Below are 18,551 nucleotides of genomic sequence, written 5' to 3'. Positions count from 1 at the left end.
AATTGCTTATTGGCTAATGAATTCTTGAACCCAGTATCCGTTGTAGTATCCTACACCGATCATGGTGAAATTCGGAGAAAGGATGTTCTCACGGTGTCCTTGGCTGTTCATCCAGGAGTTCATCACTTCTTGTGGTGTGCGCTGTCCCTTGGCAATATTCTCTCCAGCATAGCCGAAGGAAATACCGTAAGCTTTCATCATATCAAATGGCGAGCCATGCGTCGGGGACGTGTGGCTGAAGTAATTGTTGTCACTCATGTCTTTTGCTTTATCAACGGCTACCGTAGTCAGTTTTGCATGTACGGTCAGCGGCTTCAGACCTGCATTTGCACGTTCTTTATTCACCAACGTCACAACCTCGGAAGCAAAATTGGATTGCTCCGTGGTACCTGTCGACTCGGAAGGCTTGGACGGTGTAGTAGATGGATTGCTTGTTTCCGGTTTGCTAGCCTCTGGTGTGCTCGTTTCCGGTTTGCTTGTCTCTGGTTTACTTGCTTCTGGTTTGCTTGCTTCTGGCTTGCTTGTCTCTGGTTTGCTTGCTTCTGGAGTTTCAGCAGCTGGCTTGTCTGTCTGTAGGTTTTTCCGTTTGCGGCTTCTGAACTACGCATTTGAATTGTGATTCATAACCTTGGCTCTCTAGAAATTTTTGAATCTTTTGCTGCCAGTTCAAATAATTATTGCTCTCAGCAGGTGCGGCAGACGCCGTAGTTGGAAGCATAATGCCAACAGCCAGTACAGCAGCAATACTTCCACCCGCGATTTTCTTTAGTCCACTGGTTAGTTACAATGTAATACTCATACTCCCTATGCTCGTAGTTGTAGAGTTTGCCTGATCGTCCATTCTTTGGTGTGAACTTCTTAGGTGTAGGACGATCAAACAATAGTTACATTTTTGTAATCAGGTACGAACACATTGTAACACATTTGATACCTTCAGCAATCCTACAATTGTTGGAAAAGAATCCTTTGATTCCTACTTCCTATTAATCCGCTTTTGTCACACTCAAGTCCTGGTTCCTGATTTGAATCCTGTGTCTTATGAACGAAACTATTAATATGATCTTATATCGGATACATGCCGCAAGAGTTTAAGTCACCAATCAAGAAAAAACCCATCCCGGGGAGGGATGGGTTTAATGAAAAGACGAGGTTACAGTTTTTTGCTAAACTGGTATCCAGCCTTTTCAAATCCAATATGTTCATAAAATGCATGTGCGGGAGCAAGTTCTTCCCGGTTGCCGCTTGTGAGAAACAAGAGGTGGCTACCATGCTGTCTTCCCCATGTCTCTGCACCGCGTATTAGTCGTTTGCCAATTCCTTGGCCGCGGCAGCTTGAGGTTACAATAACCGAAGTGATTTGAGTGACCGGTTCGGTCATAGTGAAGGATTTGACTTGACGAAGCATGATCATACCAACAACAACGCCATTAACCTCTGCAATCAGATTGCCGTATAACGGATTGTCGTTCATCGCTTCCATCCGTTCGCGCATAACATTAAGCGTGGTCGGATAATTAAGTTCTCGCATCAAGGATGTGACAGCTTCCAAATCATTCTTCTCAAAGTTTCGAATCAGCAGTGCAGGCGCAGATAATACGCTTTCGATGCTCATTATACCCTCATGCTTCCCTTCTTCTATGAATTCTGAGTAAACTCTATATCTATTTTGTAAGTTTATGAAGAAGATTGCAAGTATCAAGCGACATTTTTTTTACATTTGTGTCGGTTTTGTTAAACCTTTGTTAAGCCGTTTTTACAAAAATCGGTATTGAGCTTCAATCAATCCATGGTAAGTCCCCTGCTTCTGCATAAGCTGGCTGTGATTTCCTTCTTCAATGATCTCGCCATGGTCAAGCACAACGATATGATCGGCATGCCGAATTGTTGATAAACGATGCGCCACAATGAAGGAGGTTCTGCCCTGAAGCAGCACTTTCAAGGCTCCCTGTAATTTTCAGTTCCGTCTCGGTATCGATACTGGCTGTTGCTTCATCGAGAATCAGGATCCGCGGATCGGCAAGCAGTGCTCTGGCAAAGGACAGCAGCTGCCGCTGACCCATGGACAGCATGTTTCCGCGTTCTTCAACCTCGGTTTCATATCCGCCAGGCATCTGGACGATAAATTCATGAGCGCCGACAGCCTTGGCGACTTCCTCAATCTCTTCGTTCGTGGCATCCAGACGACCAAAGCGGATATTCTCCCGAATGGTTCCCGAGAATATAAACGTATCCTGCAGCACGATACCAATCTGGTTTCGAAGGCTTTCAACCGTCACCGACTGAATATCATACCCGTCAATCGTCAGCTTACCATCCGTTATATCATAGAAACGGCTAAGCAGATTGATAATGGTGCTCTTGCCCGATCCCGTATGGCCGACCAGTGCTATCGACTGACCTGCCTTCACATCGAGGTCGATGCCTTTAAGGGCCTGGCGTCCTTTTTCATACTCAAACACCACGTTCTCCAGCTTGATATCCCCTTTAATCGTGGGCAGTTTCTTTGCCCCGGGCTGATCATCAATGCTGGGCTTCTCGTCAATAAATTCAAAGATACGCTCAGAGGAAGCCATCGCCACAAGCAGCTGGTTGTACATTTGCCCAAGCCGATTGATCGGCTCCCAGAAGTTTCCTACATATTGAGTAAAGGCAATTAACAAACCAATGGTCAGCTCGCCTTGTTGAATCAAGGTCGCACCGAGCCAGAACAGGATCAGTGAGCCGAAGCCACCGGTAATTTCGATGAGCGGCCCAAAGCCCTGGTTCATAGCAGATGCTCTATCCCAAGACTTCTTGCTGTCCATGTTCATGTTATCAAAAAACTTCATATTCTCTTCTTCCTGCGTGTAGGCCTGGGTCACGCGGATACCCTGAATCGATTCATTCAAATGGGAGTTAATCCGCGAGTTCCGAATCCGTACATCCTGCCATGCACGCCGAATGCGTACGCGGAGTTTGGTCGAGATGAAGAACATGATCGGTACGGTAACAATAACAGCTAGACCAAGCTTCCAGTTTATTAACAGAAGAATGACCACAATACCTACCAGCTGCACGCAGTCGATGATCAGATTGACAACCCCGTTAGTAAACAAATCCTGCAAGGAGTTAACATCATTCGTAACCCGGACCAGAACCGAACCAGCTGGGCGCTTGTCGAAGAAATTAAAGGACAGACGCTGAATGTGCCGGAACAGATCTGCTCGCAGGTCATAGATCACTCGCTGACCGATGATATTCGTAAACTTGATCCGGAATATCCCTGCAACCCATTGAATGATATACATCACCAGAACGGCTATCGTAATCTGATACAGCAGGGTTAGACTCGGGTTCCCGTTCTTGGGTTCGATAGCCCGGTCAATGGCCAAACTGGTTAAGAACGGAATGGCAAGCTTCGTTATGGTGCCGATGACCATCATCAGTCCGATCAACGGGAGAATCTGTTTGGCATAAGGTTTCATATACGAGATCAGCCGAGTCAGCTGTGTCCAGTTAAACGGTTTTTCAATCGCATCATCGTCCTTGTATACAAAACGCTCATTGGTTTCTTCCGAGTTTTTCTTCATCCTGGGAATCTTTTGCTTCTGATGCGGTTCAGTATTTACATTGGCGTTCATGCTTGCACCTGCCCTTGCGTACCGCCTGATTGAGCTTGCTTGGCGATAAGGTCCGCATATTGTATTTTATATACATCCTGATAAGGTCCTGGCACTGCAATCAAATCGTTATGCTTGCCGCGCTGCACAACACTTCCCTCATCCAGAACGAGTATTTCATCCGCATGGCGTAAAGAGGAAATCCGGTGAGCGATAATAAACGTCGTTCTGCCGTTCATGACTTCCTGGAAGCCGGATTGAATTTCGTGCTCGGTTTCCATATCCACTGCGCTGGTCGCATCATCCAGGATCAGAATTTTCGGATCCTTCAGCAGAGCCCGGGCTATTGCGATCCTCTGCTTCTGTCCACCGGAGAGTCCCATTCCCCGTTCGCCAACAATCGTATCGTAGCCGTCCTTCATCTCCATGATGAACTCATGAGCTTTGGCCAGCTTGGCTACCCGGATGATCTCTTCCATACTGACGTTTTTCATCCCGTAAGAAATATTGTTTCGAATACTGGACGAGAACAGGAATGTCTCCTGGAATACCGTGGCGATCTGACCCCGTAAACTTCGCACCTTGATATCATTAATGTTGACTCCGTCCAGTTTAATGCTGCCTTGATTTACATTGTAGGCATGCATCAAGAGCTGAATGATTGTCGATTTACCAGAGCCCGTTCCGCCAAGCAAACCAATAACGGAGCCGGGACGCGCAACCAGATTAATATCTTTTACGGCAGCCATCTTATTGCCATAAGCGAAGGTGACGTTATCAAATACGACGTGTCCCTTCACTTCGCTTGGCACCAGGTCTACCGCACGCTCGCGGTCTTCCACATCAATCGGCTGATTCAGCAGCTCCAGCACACGTTCTCCGGAAGCCTTGGACTGCGTATAGTTGTTAATGTGGAAGCCAATTCCCCATAAAGGGCCGATTATGTACCAGATCAAGGTGAAGAATGCTGCCAGCTCCCCCACGGTCATGGAGCCTTTGATAACCATGCCACCGCCGACTGCAAGCAGAATGACGACACTGATATTCGCAAACAGCTCCATCATCGGGAAGTAGCGTGCCCATAGCGAAGAGGCAAATATCTGGTTGGTTTTGTAGCGCTCATTCCGTTCGGAGAACTTCTCCACTTCGTGAGGTTCGCGTGCAAAGGATTTAACGGTTCGAACGCCCGTAATATTCTCCTGAACCGCGGTTGTCAGCGAGCTCAGCGCAAGACGCATTTCCTGGAACGCCGGATGGATCCTGGATTCGAACTTCGAGGGCTGCCACAACCAGGAATGGCATCGCTACCAAAGTAACCAGCGTTAATTGCCAGCTGATGGTAAACATCATGATGGAACCAAAGGTCACCATCAATACTAAGTTAAGAAGCTGGGCAAAGCCGAACCCGATAAACATCCGGATTGCTTCCAGATCCCCCGTAAGCCGCGACATCAAATCCCCGGTCCGAGCCGTGTCATAATAGCGAAATGATAGAAATTGCAGTTTTTCATAGCAGGCGTTTCGCAGCGAGTATGCCAGGTAATTACCCAGCCTCCCTCCAAAGAATCCATGCAAAAACTGCATGAAGGCTTTAAGGATGACCACACCCAGCACTGTAAGTGCGAGCTGCGGTACGATCCCGTAATTCTCCAGCTTGATTGCATCGTCGATCAGCACTTTCAACAGCTGCGGATAGACGAGTCCCAATGCGGTTGCAATCGCCAGACACAGCATGGAAAGAAAAAGATAACTTCGTTTTTCCCAAAAGAAGCCCTGCAGTTGCCTGAGAACATTCATGTTTATCCTCCTTTGGATTATTTTCGTTCAGGTTATGTAGCATTTATGAAGTTTATCATCGACCCGAACCCGCGGCAAAGAGGGAAAACCGTCATAAATGAGCCAAAAGGACCTAAAGGCGGCAAATAGTATAACTTATCTTTGTTTCATGATTAAATCATCGGGAATTCTCATAAATACTAGGGGATATAATCACATTGTCAGTCCCTACAACCATCAGGCTTCATCCACTCTTTTCGACTTTTTTGAACATGCTTACAAAAGGGTAAAATCCTAACCTGCTTTCATCCTAGTGACGAACGCTGGAACGGATAAAAAGACGCGATCCCATCCCTTGACATGCCTCTGCTAATCTTGGAAATCTAATTTAATTAGGACAAAAGACGCCCCGCCAAGATGGCACACGGGACGTCTTTTTAGAGAAAACATGTAAATTTGAGGTTCGCAACAGACAGAGATCCGCGAAAGAGCACAACAGCTATTCTTGTGGGACTTTTATTGAACCGGAAGATATGACACTCTTAGTCAGACGATTAACCTGATCAGGTCCGCTACATGCTGCACAGTCGCGGACAATGCATCCAATTCGTCAGCCAGTTTTCTCCACATCATCGGGGATTGACCATCCTGCAGGGAACTGATGATGGCAGCCATGGATTCATTAAGCTGCTCCTCCAATACCGATACCTGATGCTTCAATGAAAGGGCGCCCATCTGTACATAGTGATCCGTTAACTGTTCTTCACGCATGGCGACTACATCCGCTATCGCTTCCTTTACCTTCGGTTCGGCTGCTTCACGAAGTTTGGAGCTGCCGCTGCCTTCAAAGAAATGCTTCGGGTTTTTAAACAGCGACCAGTAGGATAACCAATCTCCTTGAATTTGGAGCTCCGTTTCTCCAAGTGCCGGCGCTTCCCAGTCCGATTCCCGCCGAATCCCAAGCGACAAGCCCTCGGCCATGCCATTCATATCGGCTGCTGCCTTGGCAGCCGCACCTTCGGTTAATGTGCGGCCGGCCTGCTCCAGACGAAGCGTTGTCGCCCACAATTCCTGATCCAGCTCAATGGACAGTGTCCGCATCAGATCACGGCCGCAGGCCGCAAATGCCGCTTTCAGATGGCCTGCGTCTTCCCGAAGTACGGAAGGGTTAAAGGATTCCTGAAAAAAACGATTCAGCGCGTAGTCCAGCCGCTGCCGTACATGAAAGAGCAGCTCGCTGCTTTCTTGCGATATTTCCCGGGTTATGTTGTGCTCAGCCAACGCGGCCAGGGTAGATAAAGCTTGCACATGAGCCTCTTTGAGCTCAGTGATTTTACGCTCGCGCGTGGTTTCATCCTGGGCAGCCATATCCGCCCAAGCGCTGATGCGATTCCGCACCGAGGTTATCTCGTCATAACCCGCACGTTGTGACAGCCTTGGCAGGTCTTCCACAGCGAATCGGCTGATCGCTTGTTCAAAGACAGGGAAACCTGACTCCGCTAAGGTGTCTTCATCCTCATCCTGCTTGCTGCTCAGTGCAGCCAAACTGGACACGGGGAATATATGCGGGCTGCCCACTCCGCTTGCGGTGAGGTTGCTGCGAACATGTTTCACAACCTCCTCCAGCTCCTCTTCGGATTGTGCAAGATCAGCCGCATTGACGATAAAAAACATCTTATCCAAGGCAAAACTAGTCTTTCACCCGACCAAGCTGGGACAGAAATTGTCTGTCCGCTTTCGAGAAGGCATGGTTGTAATAGGTGACATAGACAATGGCATCCGCATTCTTTATATAATTGAACGTTACACCGGTATGACGGGCATGCAGGGAATCGGCTCCGGGCGTATCCACCAGTACGATCCCTTGCTCCGTCAGCGGGCAGCTGTAATACAAGTCAATCCCGTCGACAAAACAGGACTTGGTTTCATCTGCTACATAGCCGCGGTATTCGGCCAGTTCTACTGTTTCCGTGGTACCCAGTTTCGTCTCCATCTCATTCCAGCCGGAGGCGGCTGCCTTCAGGAATCCGTAATGCGGCAGTCCTGCCGGATGAATGCCGCCTGGGGTTAATCCCTCCGCTACGCTCCGCCAATTCCCCGGATTCGGCTCTTCCAATCCCAATACGCTGAACGAATACAACAGATCGTCCCACCACATGTCGCGGCTCTTCATCCGCACGGCTGCAGTACCATGGGCATTCCCATCAGCCGGTGCGACAATCCGGTTCACCGCCGCCGTTGTCGGATGCGGTGACACCGGCAGGACCGACTCGCCAAGCAGGGCGTTGGCGAAGGAGGACTTCCCGGCGCTGAACGCTCCGAACAGCGCCAGGGTGAACGAGCCGCCCGCAAGCGCATCCGCGCGGGCGGTTAAATCCCGCGCGGCCGATGCCAGCGCGGGATGCGGCGCCAGCAGCGCGGCGGCAGCGCGCAGCTCTGCTGCCGCGGCCTCCAGCCGCTGGCGCCGCTGCGGGGCCGCCGCCTGCGCAGCGGCGCGGCGGGGCGCTGTGCGCCCGTGCCCCGGCTGCGCCGCTGGGGCACCAGCCCGGGCAGCCGCTTGTGCGGGCTGCCCTTCCGGCTCCCTCACCTCCGGCAGGAGGCCGGGGGTGAGGAAGGTCCGCGGCGGGAGCAGCTGCGCCAGCTCGGCCGCACGGGCGGCTTCCGCCTGCTGCAGGGCCGCGTAGCCGGCGGAAGCCGCGGACTGCGCCAGGAGCTCCGCGCCCTGGCGCTCCAGCTCCAGCAGACGGACGGCTGAAGCGTCCGTCAACACCGCCATGAGCCGGTCGGCAAGCGCCAGTACGGCTCGGCGATAGCTGCCCTTGATTTCCTCGGCCAGCTCCCGGTTGTAGTTCAGCACATATTCACCGGACACCGTTGCCTCCGGGTTCACCGTGCGTGTAATCATATCTTCCTGAACCGTCGGGAGTTCAGCATCCATCAAACTCTCCCAATTCGCGCTCCATTCGGTATGCTGCTCCACGCTTTTACGGAACAAGGTCCGCAAATGCCAGTCAATCTGAGCAGTTGTCTGTTCCTTCAACCGATGATGGAAAGCCTCCAGACGGCGGCGGCGCTCCTCCTCCGTCTTCCCTCCTGAAAACAGAAAACCAACCTTGAAGCCGCTCTTGCGGCTTTCCAAAAAGGACAAACTTAAATCGCGGACATCCGCCGGCGTCAGATTAGCATTCGCCAGAAGAGTATCCGCTTCTTTGCGGAGTTCGCTGCGAACGACTTCCGGAAGGAGCTCCTCGGCAAGCTTTTGATCCTCCAGCTCCTGTAAGCGCGCCTTCAGCGCGGCAGCCGCTTTTTCGCCGCCCATCTCCTCAAGCAGCCGCTCCTTCTCCTCCTGATGACTGCGCGTATAGGCCTCCACATGCTGATCGGCAGCATGCCGAATAGAGCAGGATACACTATATTGTAACAAGGGCTCCCTATGGGATATCAGTTCACCGATTAAAGACTTCAGCGTTTCCCATTGATTGTAGGGATGATCCTGGACTTTAAGAGATGTGCACAATAACCCCTTATATGTGATTTTCCACTGAGCGAAGGCTTTTTTTACGTCATTCAGATAAGAAGCCAGTGTAAGCTCATCATCACGATGCTTATCGATCTGATTCACGATCAGGTAAAGCGGCTTCCCCCAATCCGACAAACTCTTCGCAAACATCAGATTACTCTCAGACTGCACATGATTGTAATCCATTCCACATTAGAAGACGATATCCGACCATACTGTCAGGGCTGAATGCGTGGCAAGCCGATGTCCGTCATCCGTTGAGTCCGAACTCCCGGGGTATCCATCAACACGCCAGCTTCGCCAAGCAGCGGCACATTATCCCATACTTCAATCGCGGAATACTCCCTGCCTTCCTTGCAATATTCAGCCAGTTCGTCAATCGTGACTGTTAGAGGTTCACCCGAATCCGCAGCAGATCGATGGATCAACGCCCGCGGTTCACCGCTGCGGATCGTGACCACGTTCGCACTTGTCGGTACCGGACCCGACGGCAGTACCTTCTTGCCGCATAGTGCATTAATCATGCTTGACTTCCCTGCAGAAAAATGTCCGCAAAAAGCAAGCGTAAGCTCACCGCCTGTACCCTTGCGTATTAAATCCTCAGCCAAGGTGAAGGAGGATTCATCATTCCACTCCAGGAATCGGTCACGAACCTGGGCCAGTTCCGAAACGTTATATCCAATCTCATGTTCAGCAATCAACTTCAATGTCATTTCTCGCTCCTGTCCCTCTCAATCTCTGACACAAATGATTCACATCATTTTATTTTATCACCGCTTGCTTCGTAAAGGAATCATTGCATTTTGATCCGGAGCCCATTCTTGCAAAATCACACTTCCAAGTATATGCAAAATGGCAGGCCAAGGAAGATATCTCTTCCTTGCCTGCCATTTGTCCAAAGACCATTACGACTGACGCAAACAGGAAACATGAAGTTGCATTCTTGTTCCATGCTAGTGCCAGGATATCCAATATTTTAAAACATTAAAATGGGAAGCTCTTAAGATACAACGGTATTTTCTTCGGCCGGAATCAAAATTTCAAATACATTCCCGTGCTGAAGAATAGTCAAACCGCGTGATTTATCGCGCATAACAACCACTTCCGGCTTTTGCGACATACGCTCCAAATAATGCTCCGGAGCATCCCCGGAGTGGCTGAACGTAACACCTTCAACTTCTTGTTCTTCGTTTTCGCTCAGTTGGCTTTGGCTCTCCACCACATGTTCAAAAATATCCGAGAACAATTCAAAATTGTCGGTGTAAACAGAGATGCATTTCATGTGTAATCCCATCCTCTTTTAAATTTGGCTCATGCTGATTCAGGTTGCCGTCCTCTCCCGATTTGCGAAGAAGTCAATCCCGTTCACTGTTATTTCCAGATTTCCATTCGCTTTTGGGGCTGAGATAGAAATCCGGAGACAAAGGCGAGCGATATTCTAACTTAAAGATCTCGTCTGCTTCGCTGGCAGTTCGAAGGCGTTCATCACACCGAATCGGCTGAACTTCTTTTTTGTCTATTTCTTGCTGATTTTCGTTTGTTCCTTATTCTTCCTGACTGCTGAGGTTTTCATACGCTTCTTTCCTTCGCGGCAAACATCCAGCAGAGGGCACACCTGACATTGCGGATTTTGGGCTTTACAGTGATACCTTCCGAAAAAAATAATGCGATGATGTGTCAGCGTCCATTCCTCACGCGGCACCCGCTTCATCAGCTTTTTCTCCACTTCCAGCACGGAATCTTTCCAGCCGGCCAGTCCCAGACGCTTGGATACCCTTTCCACATGCGTATCAACCGCAATAGCAGGTACACCAAAAGCATTGGAGACCACGACGTTGGCTGTTTTACGTCCTACGCCCGGTAATTTGACCAGCTCATCATGAGCTTCCGGTACCTCACCGCCATACTGCTCGATCAGAATACTGCACAGATTCTGAATATGTTTGGCCTTGTTGCGATACAAGCCGATCCGTCTAATATCCTGTTCAAGTTCCTCAATCGGGACAGATACATAATCCAAAGGTGTTTTGTATTTCTGAAACAGATCCTTGGTCACTTTATTCACCGTTTCATCCGTGCACTGCGCGGATAGCAGCACGGCGATGGTCAGCTCAAACGCATTGCTGTGAACCAGCTCGCAATGTGCATCTGGGAACATGCTCTCCATCGTATCCAGAATATGCCGCACCGTTGCCGCATTCATATGAATTCCCTCCCGCAAAAAAAAATCTTGATGCGGAAATCCCCGCATCAAGACGGTGTTTCTCGAGCAATCCCAAGTAGATAATCTACTGTTTTACGATCTCTACAACGACACCGTTGTTTAAGTACAGTACAATATTATCATTTTCCTTGAGGGATTGCACGGACAAAGTAGTGTCACCTTGATGAACAAATACTTTATCAGATAATGCATACCGGAAATTATCGTTAATCGATTTACGCTTCACTTGAATTTCCGAGTTGTTCGCCAGCCAGAATGCACGTTCAAGTTTCTCCATGACGTTCACGATGGTGACGCCTTGAATGTCCTTGCGGATCTCTACGCGATCGCCGGAGACCAACGTGCTCAAATTCGTTGCCGTAGAACCATTCTTAACAACTTTTACACCGCCGCTTACACCCAGTGTCTGAGTGTTGCCGGAATGATCCTTCACTGTCAGCATATTACCGGAAGTATCTATACCCGTAACTTCACCAAGGGTCAATTTGACTTCGGCAACGGCAACGGCCGTTGTACCTTGAAGTGTGATATTAACAAGTGTTCCGGGACGCAGATCTGCAAGCAGGATCGCTTGTCCACTGTCTCCCGTCAAGGTAGCCTTGTCGGTATAAATATCGCTTGTAGTGCCCCCCGATTTTACACGAATTCGGTTCTTCGAAGGCTCCGTAAAGACAACCTCAAATTGAGCCGAAGTTTTGAGCTTTAAGCTCTGCAAGTAGTCCTGGTTGGTTGACAACTGGGCCGACACTTCGTCACCCACACGTACATCGGCCAGGGACGCATTCGATTTTCCGAAGATATCCACAATCAGAGCACTGTTATATGGTATCTCTTCCACTTTGCCATTCGCAGACAGAATGGAAATGATTTTCTTGGACGTGTTGATACTGCTGATTTTGCCTTCAACTTTGTAAACCACTTCTAATGACAGCGCGCGGGTTCCAATCAAGGTCACACTCACTTTGCGCCCTGCGCCAAGCAGCGGCTCCACTTTGTCAAGCGTCGTTCCGTTGCTAGATTCCAGCTTTGTCTTGTCATCCAGGATAATGACTCTAGGCTGGTTGTTGGCATCCTTGACCGTCAGCCAATGCGTCTTCGAATCATAGTTTACAATGGTGACCGCGTCCAGTTGCTCCATCTGACGCCCGGTCACTTCGATCTTGGTGATTCTCTCCTCACCATTGATGGTAAGTGTCACTTGATCGCCGGATACCGAATCAGCCAACAAATCGGACAACACCGGCTTTACTACGCCGCTCATAATGATCTCAGGCTTCTCCGCCAAGAACTTCGTTTCGAGCTGTGTGCTTCCGCTGCGCTTGTAGGTGATGGTCTTTCCGTTATCTTCAACGGAATACAATGTCGCTTGCACGGTTCGATCGACGCTTTGCGTAACCTCGAGCGATTGCAAGATGCTGTTTTTCACGGTGAAGTTCACGGTGAAACCCGTTTTCAGCTCAGCCGGCGTCAGGATTTGATTCTGGTAACGAATCACCGTTGCATCATCCCACGTGTACGAATCCTCATAACCGGTGCTATCCTTGAGCGTTACTTTTTTGTTTGCCGTGTCAACGTTCTGAACTACGCCAGCTCCAGTCTTGTTAACCAGGCCGCTCTTCACGCGAATAGCCACGATTTTCTTCTGCGGACTGTAGGTTTCACGCTCAATGGTAAGCAGGCTGCCTGCTGCCAATGTTTTCGGATCAATTTTGTTGCCGTTCTGATCCAGGAATACGGTGGTTGTTTCGTAGCTTAGCTCCTCAAAGGTACTGCCTGTATCCAGCCAAATCACGTTGTTGGGCGACAACCTTGCATAGGTGCGGTCGAACCGCTCCACCTGTTGGGTTGCGTCCGTAATTTCTACATAGGCAGCCGTACCGTTATTAACAACCACCACGGCTTGTGTATACGGATTGATATCTGAGAATTGCAATCTCTTCTCGGAATCGGATGCAAAGTATGCCGTGGAAGCATCCAGCTTGAACGAATTCAGCTTGCCATCCGCATACAGCTCCAATTTACCGTTCTCAAGAGAAGCAATGGAGCCTTTGTATTGATTCTCATAATTGGTCGTAATGTAGGCTTGTGCCCGGCTGAAGAACGTTGCAAGCTGGGCACGAGTCACAGCCCCCTGCGGATCGAACTTGTTGCCGGCGAGCCCTTTGGCAAGCCCCAACTCAACCGCTACATTAACATAGCCCAGACGGTCGGGGGTTATTTTGGCGTTATCCGCAAAGCCTGTCGCTTTATTTTTGGCTGCATTGGCCTCCGTGGTACGTCCAATGGAACGGACAAGCACTTCGGTTATCCATTCGCGGGATGCTTTCTGCGCGCCCCAAATGACTTTCTGATCCGTATAACCGGATTCCTTTTGCTTGTCGAGCAGGTTTTGCTGAAAAGCCAGTTCAACATACTTCGTAAAATAGTCATTCACTTTAATATTTGTCGGTAATGTCGCAGCACCGCTGCTTAATTGATTCTGCATGTTTAAAAACCGGATCGCCATCGTTACAGCTTCCTGCTGTGTTACGGGATCATTCGGACGGAATTTTCCGTTATTCCCGGTTACGATCCCTTGTGCCGCCAATTGATAAATGTACTTCTCTCCCCAGTAACCGGAACTAACATCACTGAATACATTAATGGCCGATTGGGCTGCATTTGCTGTTGGTGCGTTTGCCGTTTCTTCATCTGCCGAGACGATCGAAGCCCCGCCTCCGAATGCTATAAGTCCGGCCATGACGGCGGAGACCACTTTTTTGGAATGAACATGTTTGCTGTGTCTAAGTACCATTTTCTTTCCCCTCTCAATAACTACTGCTTCATCATATACTAATATTCGACAGCAGAACGTGATCTCCTTCAACCATCATTACCGAGTCATAGGATTTTCCAAATCGACATGCCCCATCAACGATTCGGCCTGCTGACCATCTACCAGGAGCTGAAGTGATTTGACTTCGTCGAATTGGAAAAAGGTTTTCTTGATCGCATCGACAGCAAATGACTCTCCTCCTGCTCCCAAGTTGGCTTCATCAGGAACCGTAACGTCGATCGTCAAAGCCCCGTTTTCGAACTTCACCGAATTCAGCTCGATTTTCTCCCACAAGGGAATCATTTCGGCGTTATCACTTTTTTGGAGAGCCTTGTATGCCGCTTCGTATTTTTCATTGGCTTCTTTATATGAAATATCCGCGGTGCCTTCAACCAACTCCATCAATTCAGGGTCGGTATAGTAGGCTTTGATGCTCTCTGTTTTCGCATCCGGTGTGGTCGTTTCATTACCGCCACTCGATCCATTGGAAACTCCGCCGTTCCCTTGTCCTGTTTGATCATCAGGTGCAGGCGTAACTTGCCCCGGTGTATCGTCCGGTGCTGCGCCCGGTTTCTCTCCACAGCCTGCTCCAACCAGCATGACGGCTGCCAATAATCCAACTGACCATATTTTTTTATTCAAAAGTAGCCACCTCCTGCAAATCACGATAACTATCGTATCGTTAATCAACCTTCAAATAATTTTTAATGCCTCTGACAATAGCCGCAGCTACGCGATCCTGCGTCGCGGGATCAAACAGCTTGCTCTCATCGGTTTTGTTGCTCAGGAATCCTACCTCCAACAGAGCACCCGGCATTTTCGTTTCACGAATGACATGGAAATTGCCATATTTCACGCCACGGTCTTTTAAGCCCATGGCTTGAACGATCTCTTTGTGGAGCGCATTCGCCAGCGCTTTGTCAGATTCATTGTAATAATACGTTTCGGTTCCGCTTGCAGTGGAAGGGCCACTATTAGCATGTATCGATATGAAAACATCTGCCTTCAGATCGTTCGCAATCTTCGCGCGATCCTTCAGCTCGAGGAAAGTATCGTTACTGCGAGTCATGACAACTTGGATATTTTTTTCTTTGGCCAACAACTTCTCAACTTTTAACGCCACCGCAAGATTGAAATCTTTTTCCTTCTTCTTGGTTACACCGATTGCACCCGGATCGTGGTCTCCATGACCCGCATCGATAACCACGAGTTTCTTGCCGCCCGTACCCGGATCCGGTGTAGGGTTCGTAGTTGTGTTCAGATCGACAATGAACAGGCCTGATCCGTTCTCTGGGCCTGATACGGTGTAATTTTTGGCGGAGTTCAGATCAATAACGATGCGCACAGTCATCGGATTGCTGTTATACAAGGAGTAGCGGACCATTTTCACATCCGGGTATCCCGAAACCGTCAATTGACCGCTCTTTGTTGCATCATTAAAACTGGCGTTGCTGCTGAATGTATCCGAGAAATTCGTATTCTCCATATCAATGACGATACGATCCGGATTGCTCAATTTAGACACATTCGGCTTGGCATTCCCTGTAACGGCAACCATCAGCCTGTTCTCACTAAAGCTGAGGCCATCCACCGTCGACGTGTTCCCTCCAGGTTGTTCACCAGGATTACTCCCGCCGTTGGATGAAGTAAGGTAGACCGCCTTCTGGGCATTGTCCCATCTAACCTCAAGTCCCATCTGCTCACTTATGAAACGGATCGGAACCAGTGTTGTTCCACCGCGCAGAACGGGTGCTTTGGCCATTTGTACACGCTGGCCGTTAATGTCAGCATACTGGCTCCCAATTACCATCGTTACTTTCTGTGAGCCGTCTTGGACAGTTACCGTCTGACTTGCCTTGTTCCAATTCACGTTATATCCGAGATTTTCGGAAATGACACGGATCGGAACCATGACTGTGCCGTTGTTGTTCTCCACCTTCACGCCAGATGACAGATTGATTTGTTGACCATCCAGGTAAATTTTTGCGCTGTACGAACTCGCATCCGCCATTTTAGGAAACGCAATCATGATGACAACCAGAAACATTAAAAAACCGAACTTCTTCATCCTTCACCCCTACCATCCTATTATTTTGCCATAGATTGGCGTTTCTGCACTCGGCCTGTCCGACATTACCTGACAACCTATAGACGCCGAGTCTGAATGAAAGTTGCGAAATTGTTCCCTTTTTACCATAAAAACACCTATTTCAAAAATCGAAATAGGTGTTTGGACCTTCATATGAAACTTATCGTTAGTTCTTTGTAACTAGTTTCGAGTCATCGGATGTTCAAGCTCTACATGCCCCATCAAACTTTCCGTCTGATTGCCATCAACCAGAAGTTCAAGGGATTTCACTTCATCGAACTGAAAGAAGGTTTTCCGTAAGGCATCAAGCGCAAACATTTCTCCCCCCGCTCCGAGGTTAGCCTCGGCCGGCTTGGTAATGTCCAGCGTCAACGCCCCCTTGTCAAACTTGAGTGAATTCAGAGTGATCTGCTCTGACCACAACGGATTCAGTTCCGCATCGCTGCTCTTTTGAAGTCCTTCAAAGGCTTTTGTATACTTATCCTCTTCATTCGAATACGTAATCTCTTTACTGGCTTCTTTCAAATCGATGATTTCCGGATCCGTATAATAGAGTTTAATATTGGCCTTCTTGGCTTGAGTCTCCGTCGCATTCACGTCCTTCGTATCGGCTGGGGTGCCAGTACCTTCACCAGCCGTATTCTGCGGCGAATTAGTTGTCCCCTCGCTTGCGTTTACGGTTTGCGCTGCTTCGTTAAGATCACCAGTTGCCGCATGATCAGGATCCTCCTGAGGCGTTTGCGCTTGTCCTGATGAAGACTCCGGACTCGTGTCGGCGGGGGCTGCAGCCGGCTTCTGTCCACATCCGGCGCTAAACGCAAGCAGAAGCGCCAGCAATCCTGTCATCCAATATTTTTTGTTCATCGTTTTTGTCCCCCTCTAAGTTCATCAAATCCTGTACAAGTTATTGTACTTTAAGATATTCTTTAATACCCGCTACAATGCCTTGTGCAACACGATTTTGAAAATCGTCATTAAACAACTGGGCTTCGTCACCCTTGTTGCTTAAGAATCCAACCTCAAGCAGGACAGCCGGCATTGTTGTTTCTCTTGTAACATGAAGACTGCTGTATTTAACTCCTCGATCTTTAAGACCCGTCGCTTTTGCCAGATGTTTATGGATCACATTCGCCAAAGATTTGCTTGAATCTCTCGTATAATACGTCTCAGTACCATTTGGACTGCTGGACGGGTTGCTGTTTCCGTGAATGGATACAAATATATCAGCTTTCAAATTATTAGCAATTTTAACGCGATCACTAAGCTCAAGGTGTGAGTCATCGCTGCGAGTCATCACCACATGGATATTTTTCTCCTTTTTCAGCAATGCTTCGACCTTGAGGGAAACGTCCAGATTAAATGCTTTTTCCGTCCTTCCTGAAGGGCTGATCGATCCAGGCTTGATTCCACCATGGCCGGCATCAATAACAACAATCTTCTTGCCGTTACTGTTGACAGGAGGCACAGGCGGTACCAGGATATCCCCCTCAGCGTTCAGATCAACCATGATGATGCCCGATTCATTGGTTACAGCATAGTTTTTAGGTCCTGTCAGATCCAGAACGATGCGCACGGTTGAAGGATTATCGCTGAAGAGTGCATATCGTATGTTGGTCACGTCAGGGGAGTCTGTGACGGCCATATTGCCGCCGCTTTGGACGTTCACGGCATGTCCAGCCAAAAATGAAGCGGAGAATACCGTGTTCGGAAGATCGATAACAATCCGATCTGGTCCGGTTACACTGAACACATTCGGTGCTATGGCACCACCCTCTGTAGCAATCATTAATCGGTTGTCGCTAAAGCTAAGCCCCGTCATCGCTGGCTGGTTACTCGATTCAACAGGTGGTGGCGTCTCGTTTCCTGTATTGTTCTCGTAGCCAGGATCAATCTCCACTTCGGAGACCGGCGGAATGGAACTAGACAGGAATACCGCTTTGGTCTGGTTGTCCCATTTCACATCAAGACCCATCTGCTCACTTACAAACCGAAGCGGCACAAGTGTAGTCTGCCCATTCAGTACGGGTGCCAAATTCAAATCTACCGATGCGCCGTTCAGCTCTGCTTGCGGGCTGCCTACCACCATACGAACCGTCTTCTGGCTATTCTCAACTGTTACGGTTTGACTGGCTTTCTCCCATCCCACCTTGAAGCCGAGATTCTCTGACACTACGCGTATCGGAATCATCACATTGCCCTTCATATTGGCTACTTGGACGCCCGAAGACAAATTCAATTGTTGCCCGTCAAGAAAAATAGTTGCGCTTGAAGAACTGGCTTCACCAGTCCTTGGAAACGCCAGCAAGAAGACTATTAACACCATTACAAACCCTAACTTCTTCATGAATCCACCTCGATCATCCCATGATTGAATTTGAAAAGCAAATGAAGCAAAAAAGAGAAATGCTAAAAGTATGTAAATCAGCATTCCGGCCCAGGTCCAGCCGGACAAATACTGACATAAAACGTTGGTTCCCATCATAACCGCTGCATATTAATTCCATAATACCAAAAAAAACTTCCATTTC

11 protein-coding genes and 3 pseudogenes are annotated in these 18,551 nt (G+C 48.9%); all 14 read right to left on the bottom strand.

The window, feature by feature from the left end:
• Positions 1-6: 6 nt before the first annotated feature.
• The 14 genes and pseudogenes from PVOR_RS12535 to PVOR_RS12480 all read right to left on the bottom strand — a co-directional run bounded on the left by PVOR_RS12535 (position 7) and on the right by PVOR_RS12480 (position 18,367).
• Positions 7-718: pseudogene (locus PVOR_RS12535) on the bottom strand (CAP domain-containing protein).
• 432 nt (positions 719-1,150) lie between these two features.
• Positions 1,151-1,612 (bottom strand): GNAT family N-acetyltransferase, encoded by a 462-nt coding sequence (locus PVOR_RS12530; protein ID WP_006209567.1) that lies wholly within the window; start codon positions 1,610-1,612, stop codon positions 1,151-1,153.
• A gap of 141 nt (positions 1,613-1,753) precedes the next feature.
• Positions 1,754-3,620, bottom strand: a pseudogene (locus PVOR_RS12525) (ABC transporter ATP-binding protein).
• Positions 3,617-5,396, bottom strand: a pseudogene (locus PVOR_RS12520) (ABC transporter ATP-binding protein). Before PVOR_RS12520 ends, PVOR_RS12525 begins: the two co-directional pseudogenes overlap by 4 nt.
• Before the next feature lie 525 nt (positions 5,397-5,921).
• Positions 5,922-7,058: a hypothetical protein gene (locus PVOR_RS31675; RefSeq protein ID WP_234972846.1), complete on the bottom strand. Its 1,137-nt coding sequence runs from the start codon at positions 7,056-7,058 to the stop codon at positions 5,922-5,924.
• A gap of 7 nt (positions 7,059-7,065) precedes the next feature.
• Positions 7,066-9,081, bottom strand: coding sequence for a dynamin family protein (locus PVOR_RS31670; RefSeq protein ID WP_234972845.1), 2,016 nt, complete (start codon positions 9,079-9,081; stop codon positions 7,066-7,068).
• Positions 9,082-9,113: 32 nt separating this feature from the next.
• Positions 9,114-9,608, bottom strand: coding sequence for a dynamin family protein (locus tag PVOR_RS31665; protein ID WP_234972844.1), 495 nt, complete (start codon positions 9,606-9,608; stop codon positions 9,114-9,116).
• A gap of 287 nt (positions 9,609-9,895) precedes the next feature.
• Complete coding sequence (locus PVOR_RS12510) at positions 9,896-10,177, bottom strand: hypothetical protein (RefSeq protein ID WP_006209564.1); 282 nt, start codon at positions 10,175-10,177, stop codon at positions 9,896-9,898.
• A gap of 234 nt (positions 10,178-10,411) precedes the next feature.
• Entirely contained in the window at positions 10,412-11,098 is a 687-nt protein-coding gene (gene nth / locus PVOR_RS12505) for an endonuclease III (RefSeq protein WP_006209563.1), read from the bottom strand.
• An 85-nt stretch (positions 11,099-11,183) separates the two neighbouring features.
• Positions 11,184-13,913: an S-layer homology domain-containing protein gene (locus tag PVOR_RS12500; RefSeq protein WP_006209562.1), complete on the bottom strand. Its 2,730-nt coding sequence runs from the start codon at positions 13,911-13,913 to the stop codon at positions 11,184-11,186.
• A gap of 78 nt (positions 13,914-13,991) precedes the next feature.
• A complete protein-coding gene (locus PVOR_RS12495; RefSeq protein ID WP_006209561.1) occupies positions 13,992-14,576 on the bottom strand; it encodes a GerMN domain-containing protein in 585 nt (194 codons plus the stop codon).
• Positions 14,577-14,616: 40 nt separating this feature from the next.
• A complete protein-coding gene (locus PVOR_RS12490) occupies positions 14,617-16,002 on the bottom strand; it encodes an N-acetylmuramoyl-L-alanine amidase family protein (RefSeq protein WP_006209560.1) in 1,386 nt (461 codons plus the stop codon).
• 201 nt (positions 16,003-16,203) lie between these two features.
• Positions 16,204-16,887 (bottom strand): GerMN domain-containing protein, encoded by a 684-nt coding sequence (locus PVOR_RS12485; RefSeq protein ID WP_006209559.1) that lies wholly within the window; start codon positions 16,885-16,887, stop codon positions 16,204-16,206.
• Positions 16,888-16,927: 40 nt separating this feature from the next.
• Positions 16,928-18,367, bottom strand: a complete 1,440-nt coding sequence (locus PVOR_RS12480; protein ID WP_040680543.1) for an N-acetylmuramoyl-L-alanine amidase family protein — start codon at positions 18,365-18,367, stop codon at positions 16,928-16,930.
• Between the last annotated feature and the right edge of the window lie 184 nt (positions 18,368-18,551).

The sequence above is a fragment of the Paenibacillus vortex V453 genome (assembly GCF_000193415.1).
GTDB lineage: Bacteria > Bacillota > Bacilli > Paenibacillales > Paenibacillaceae > Paenibacillus_AQ > Paenibacillus_AQ glucanolyticus.
This window is presented reverse-complemented; position numbering and strand designations above follow the sequence as displayed.

Excerpts from the sequence above, each read along its gene's own strand:
- nth (WP_006209563.1), bottom strand. The coding sequence starts at position 11,098 with ATGAATGCGGCAACGGTGCGGCATATTCTGGATACGATGGAGAGCATG.
- PVOR_RS12530 (WP_006209567.1), bottom strand. The coding sequence starts at position 1,612 with ATGAGCATCGAAAGCGTATTATCTGCGCCTGCACTGCTGATTCGAAAC.
- PVOR_RS12490 (WP_006209560.1), bottom strand. The coding sequence starts at position 16,002 with ATGAAGAAGTTCGGTTTTTTAATGTTTCTGGTTGTCATCATGATTGCG.
- PVOR_RS12480 (WP_040680543.1), bottom strand. The coding sequence starts at position 18,367 with ATGAAGAAGTTAGGGTTTGTAATGGTGTTAATAGTCTTCTTGCTGGCG.
- PVOR_RS31665 (WP_234972844.1), bottom strand. The coding sequence starts at position 9,608 with ATGACATTGAAGTTGATTGCTGAACATGAGATTGGATATAACGTTTCG.
- PVOR_RS12500 (WP_006209562.1), bottom strand. The coding sequence starts at position 13,913 with ATGGTACTTAGACACAGCAAACATGTTCATTCCAAAAAAGTGGTCTCC.
- PVOR_RS31670 (WP_234972845.1), bottom strand. The coding sequence starts at position 9,081 with ATGGATTACAATCATGTGCAGTCTGAGAGTAATCTGATGTTTGCGAAG.
- PVOR_RS12510 (WP_006209564.1), bottom strand. The coding sequence starts at position 10,177 with ATGAAATGCATCTCTGTTTACACCGACAATTTTGAATTGTTCTCGGAT.
- PVOR_RS12485 (WP_006209559.1), bottom strand. The coding sequence starts at position 16,887 with ATGAACAAAAAATATTGGATGACAGGATTGCTGGCGCTTCTGCTTGCG.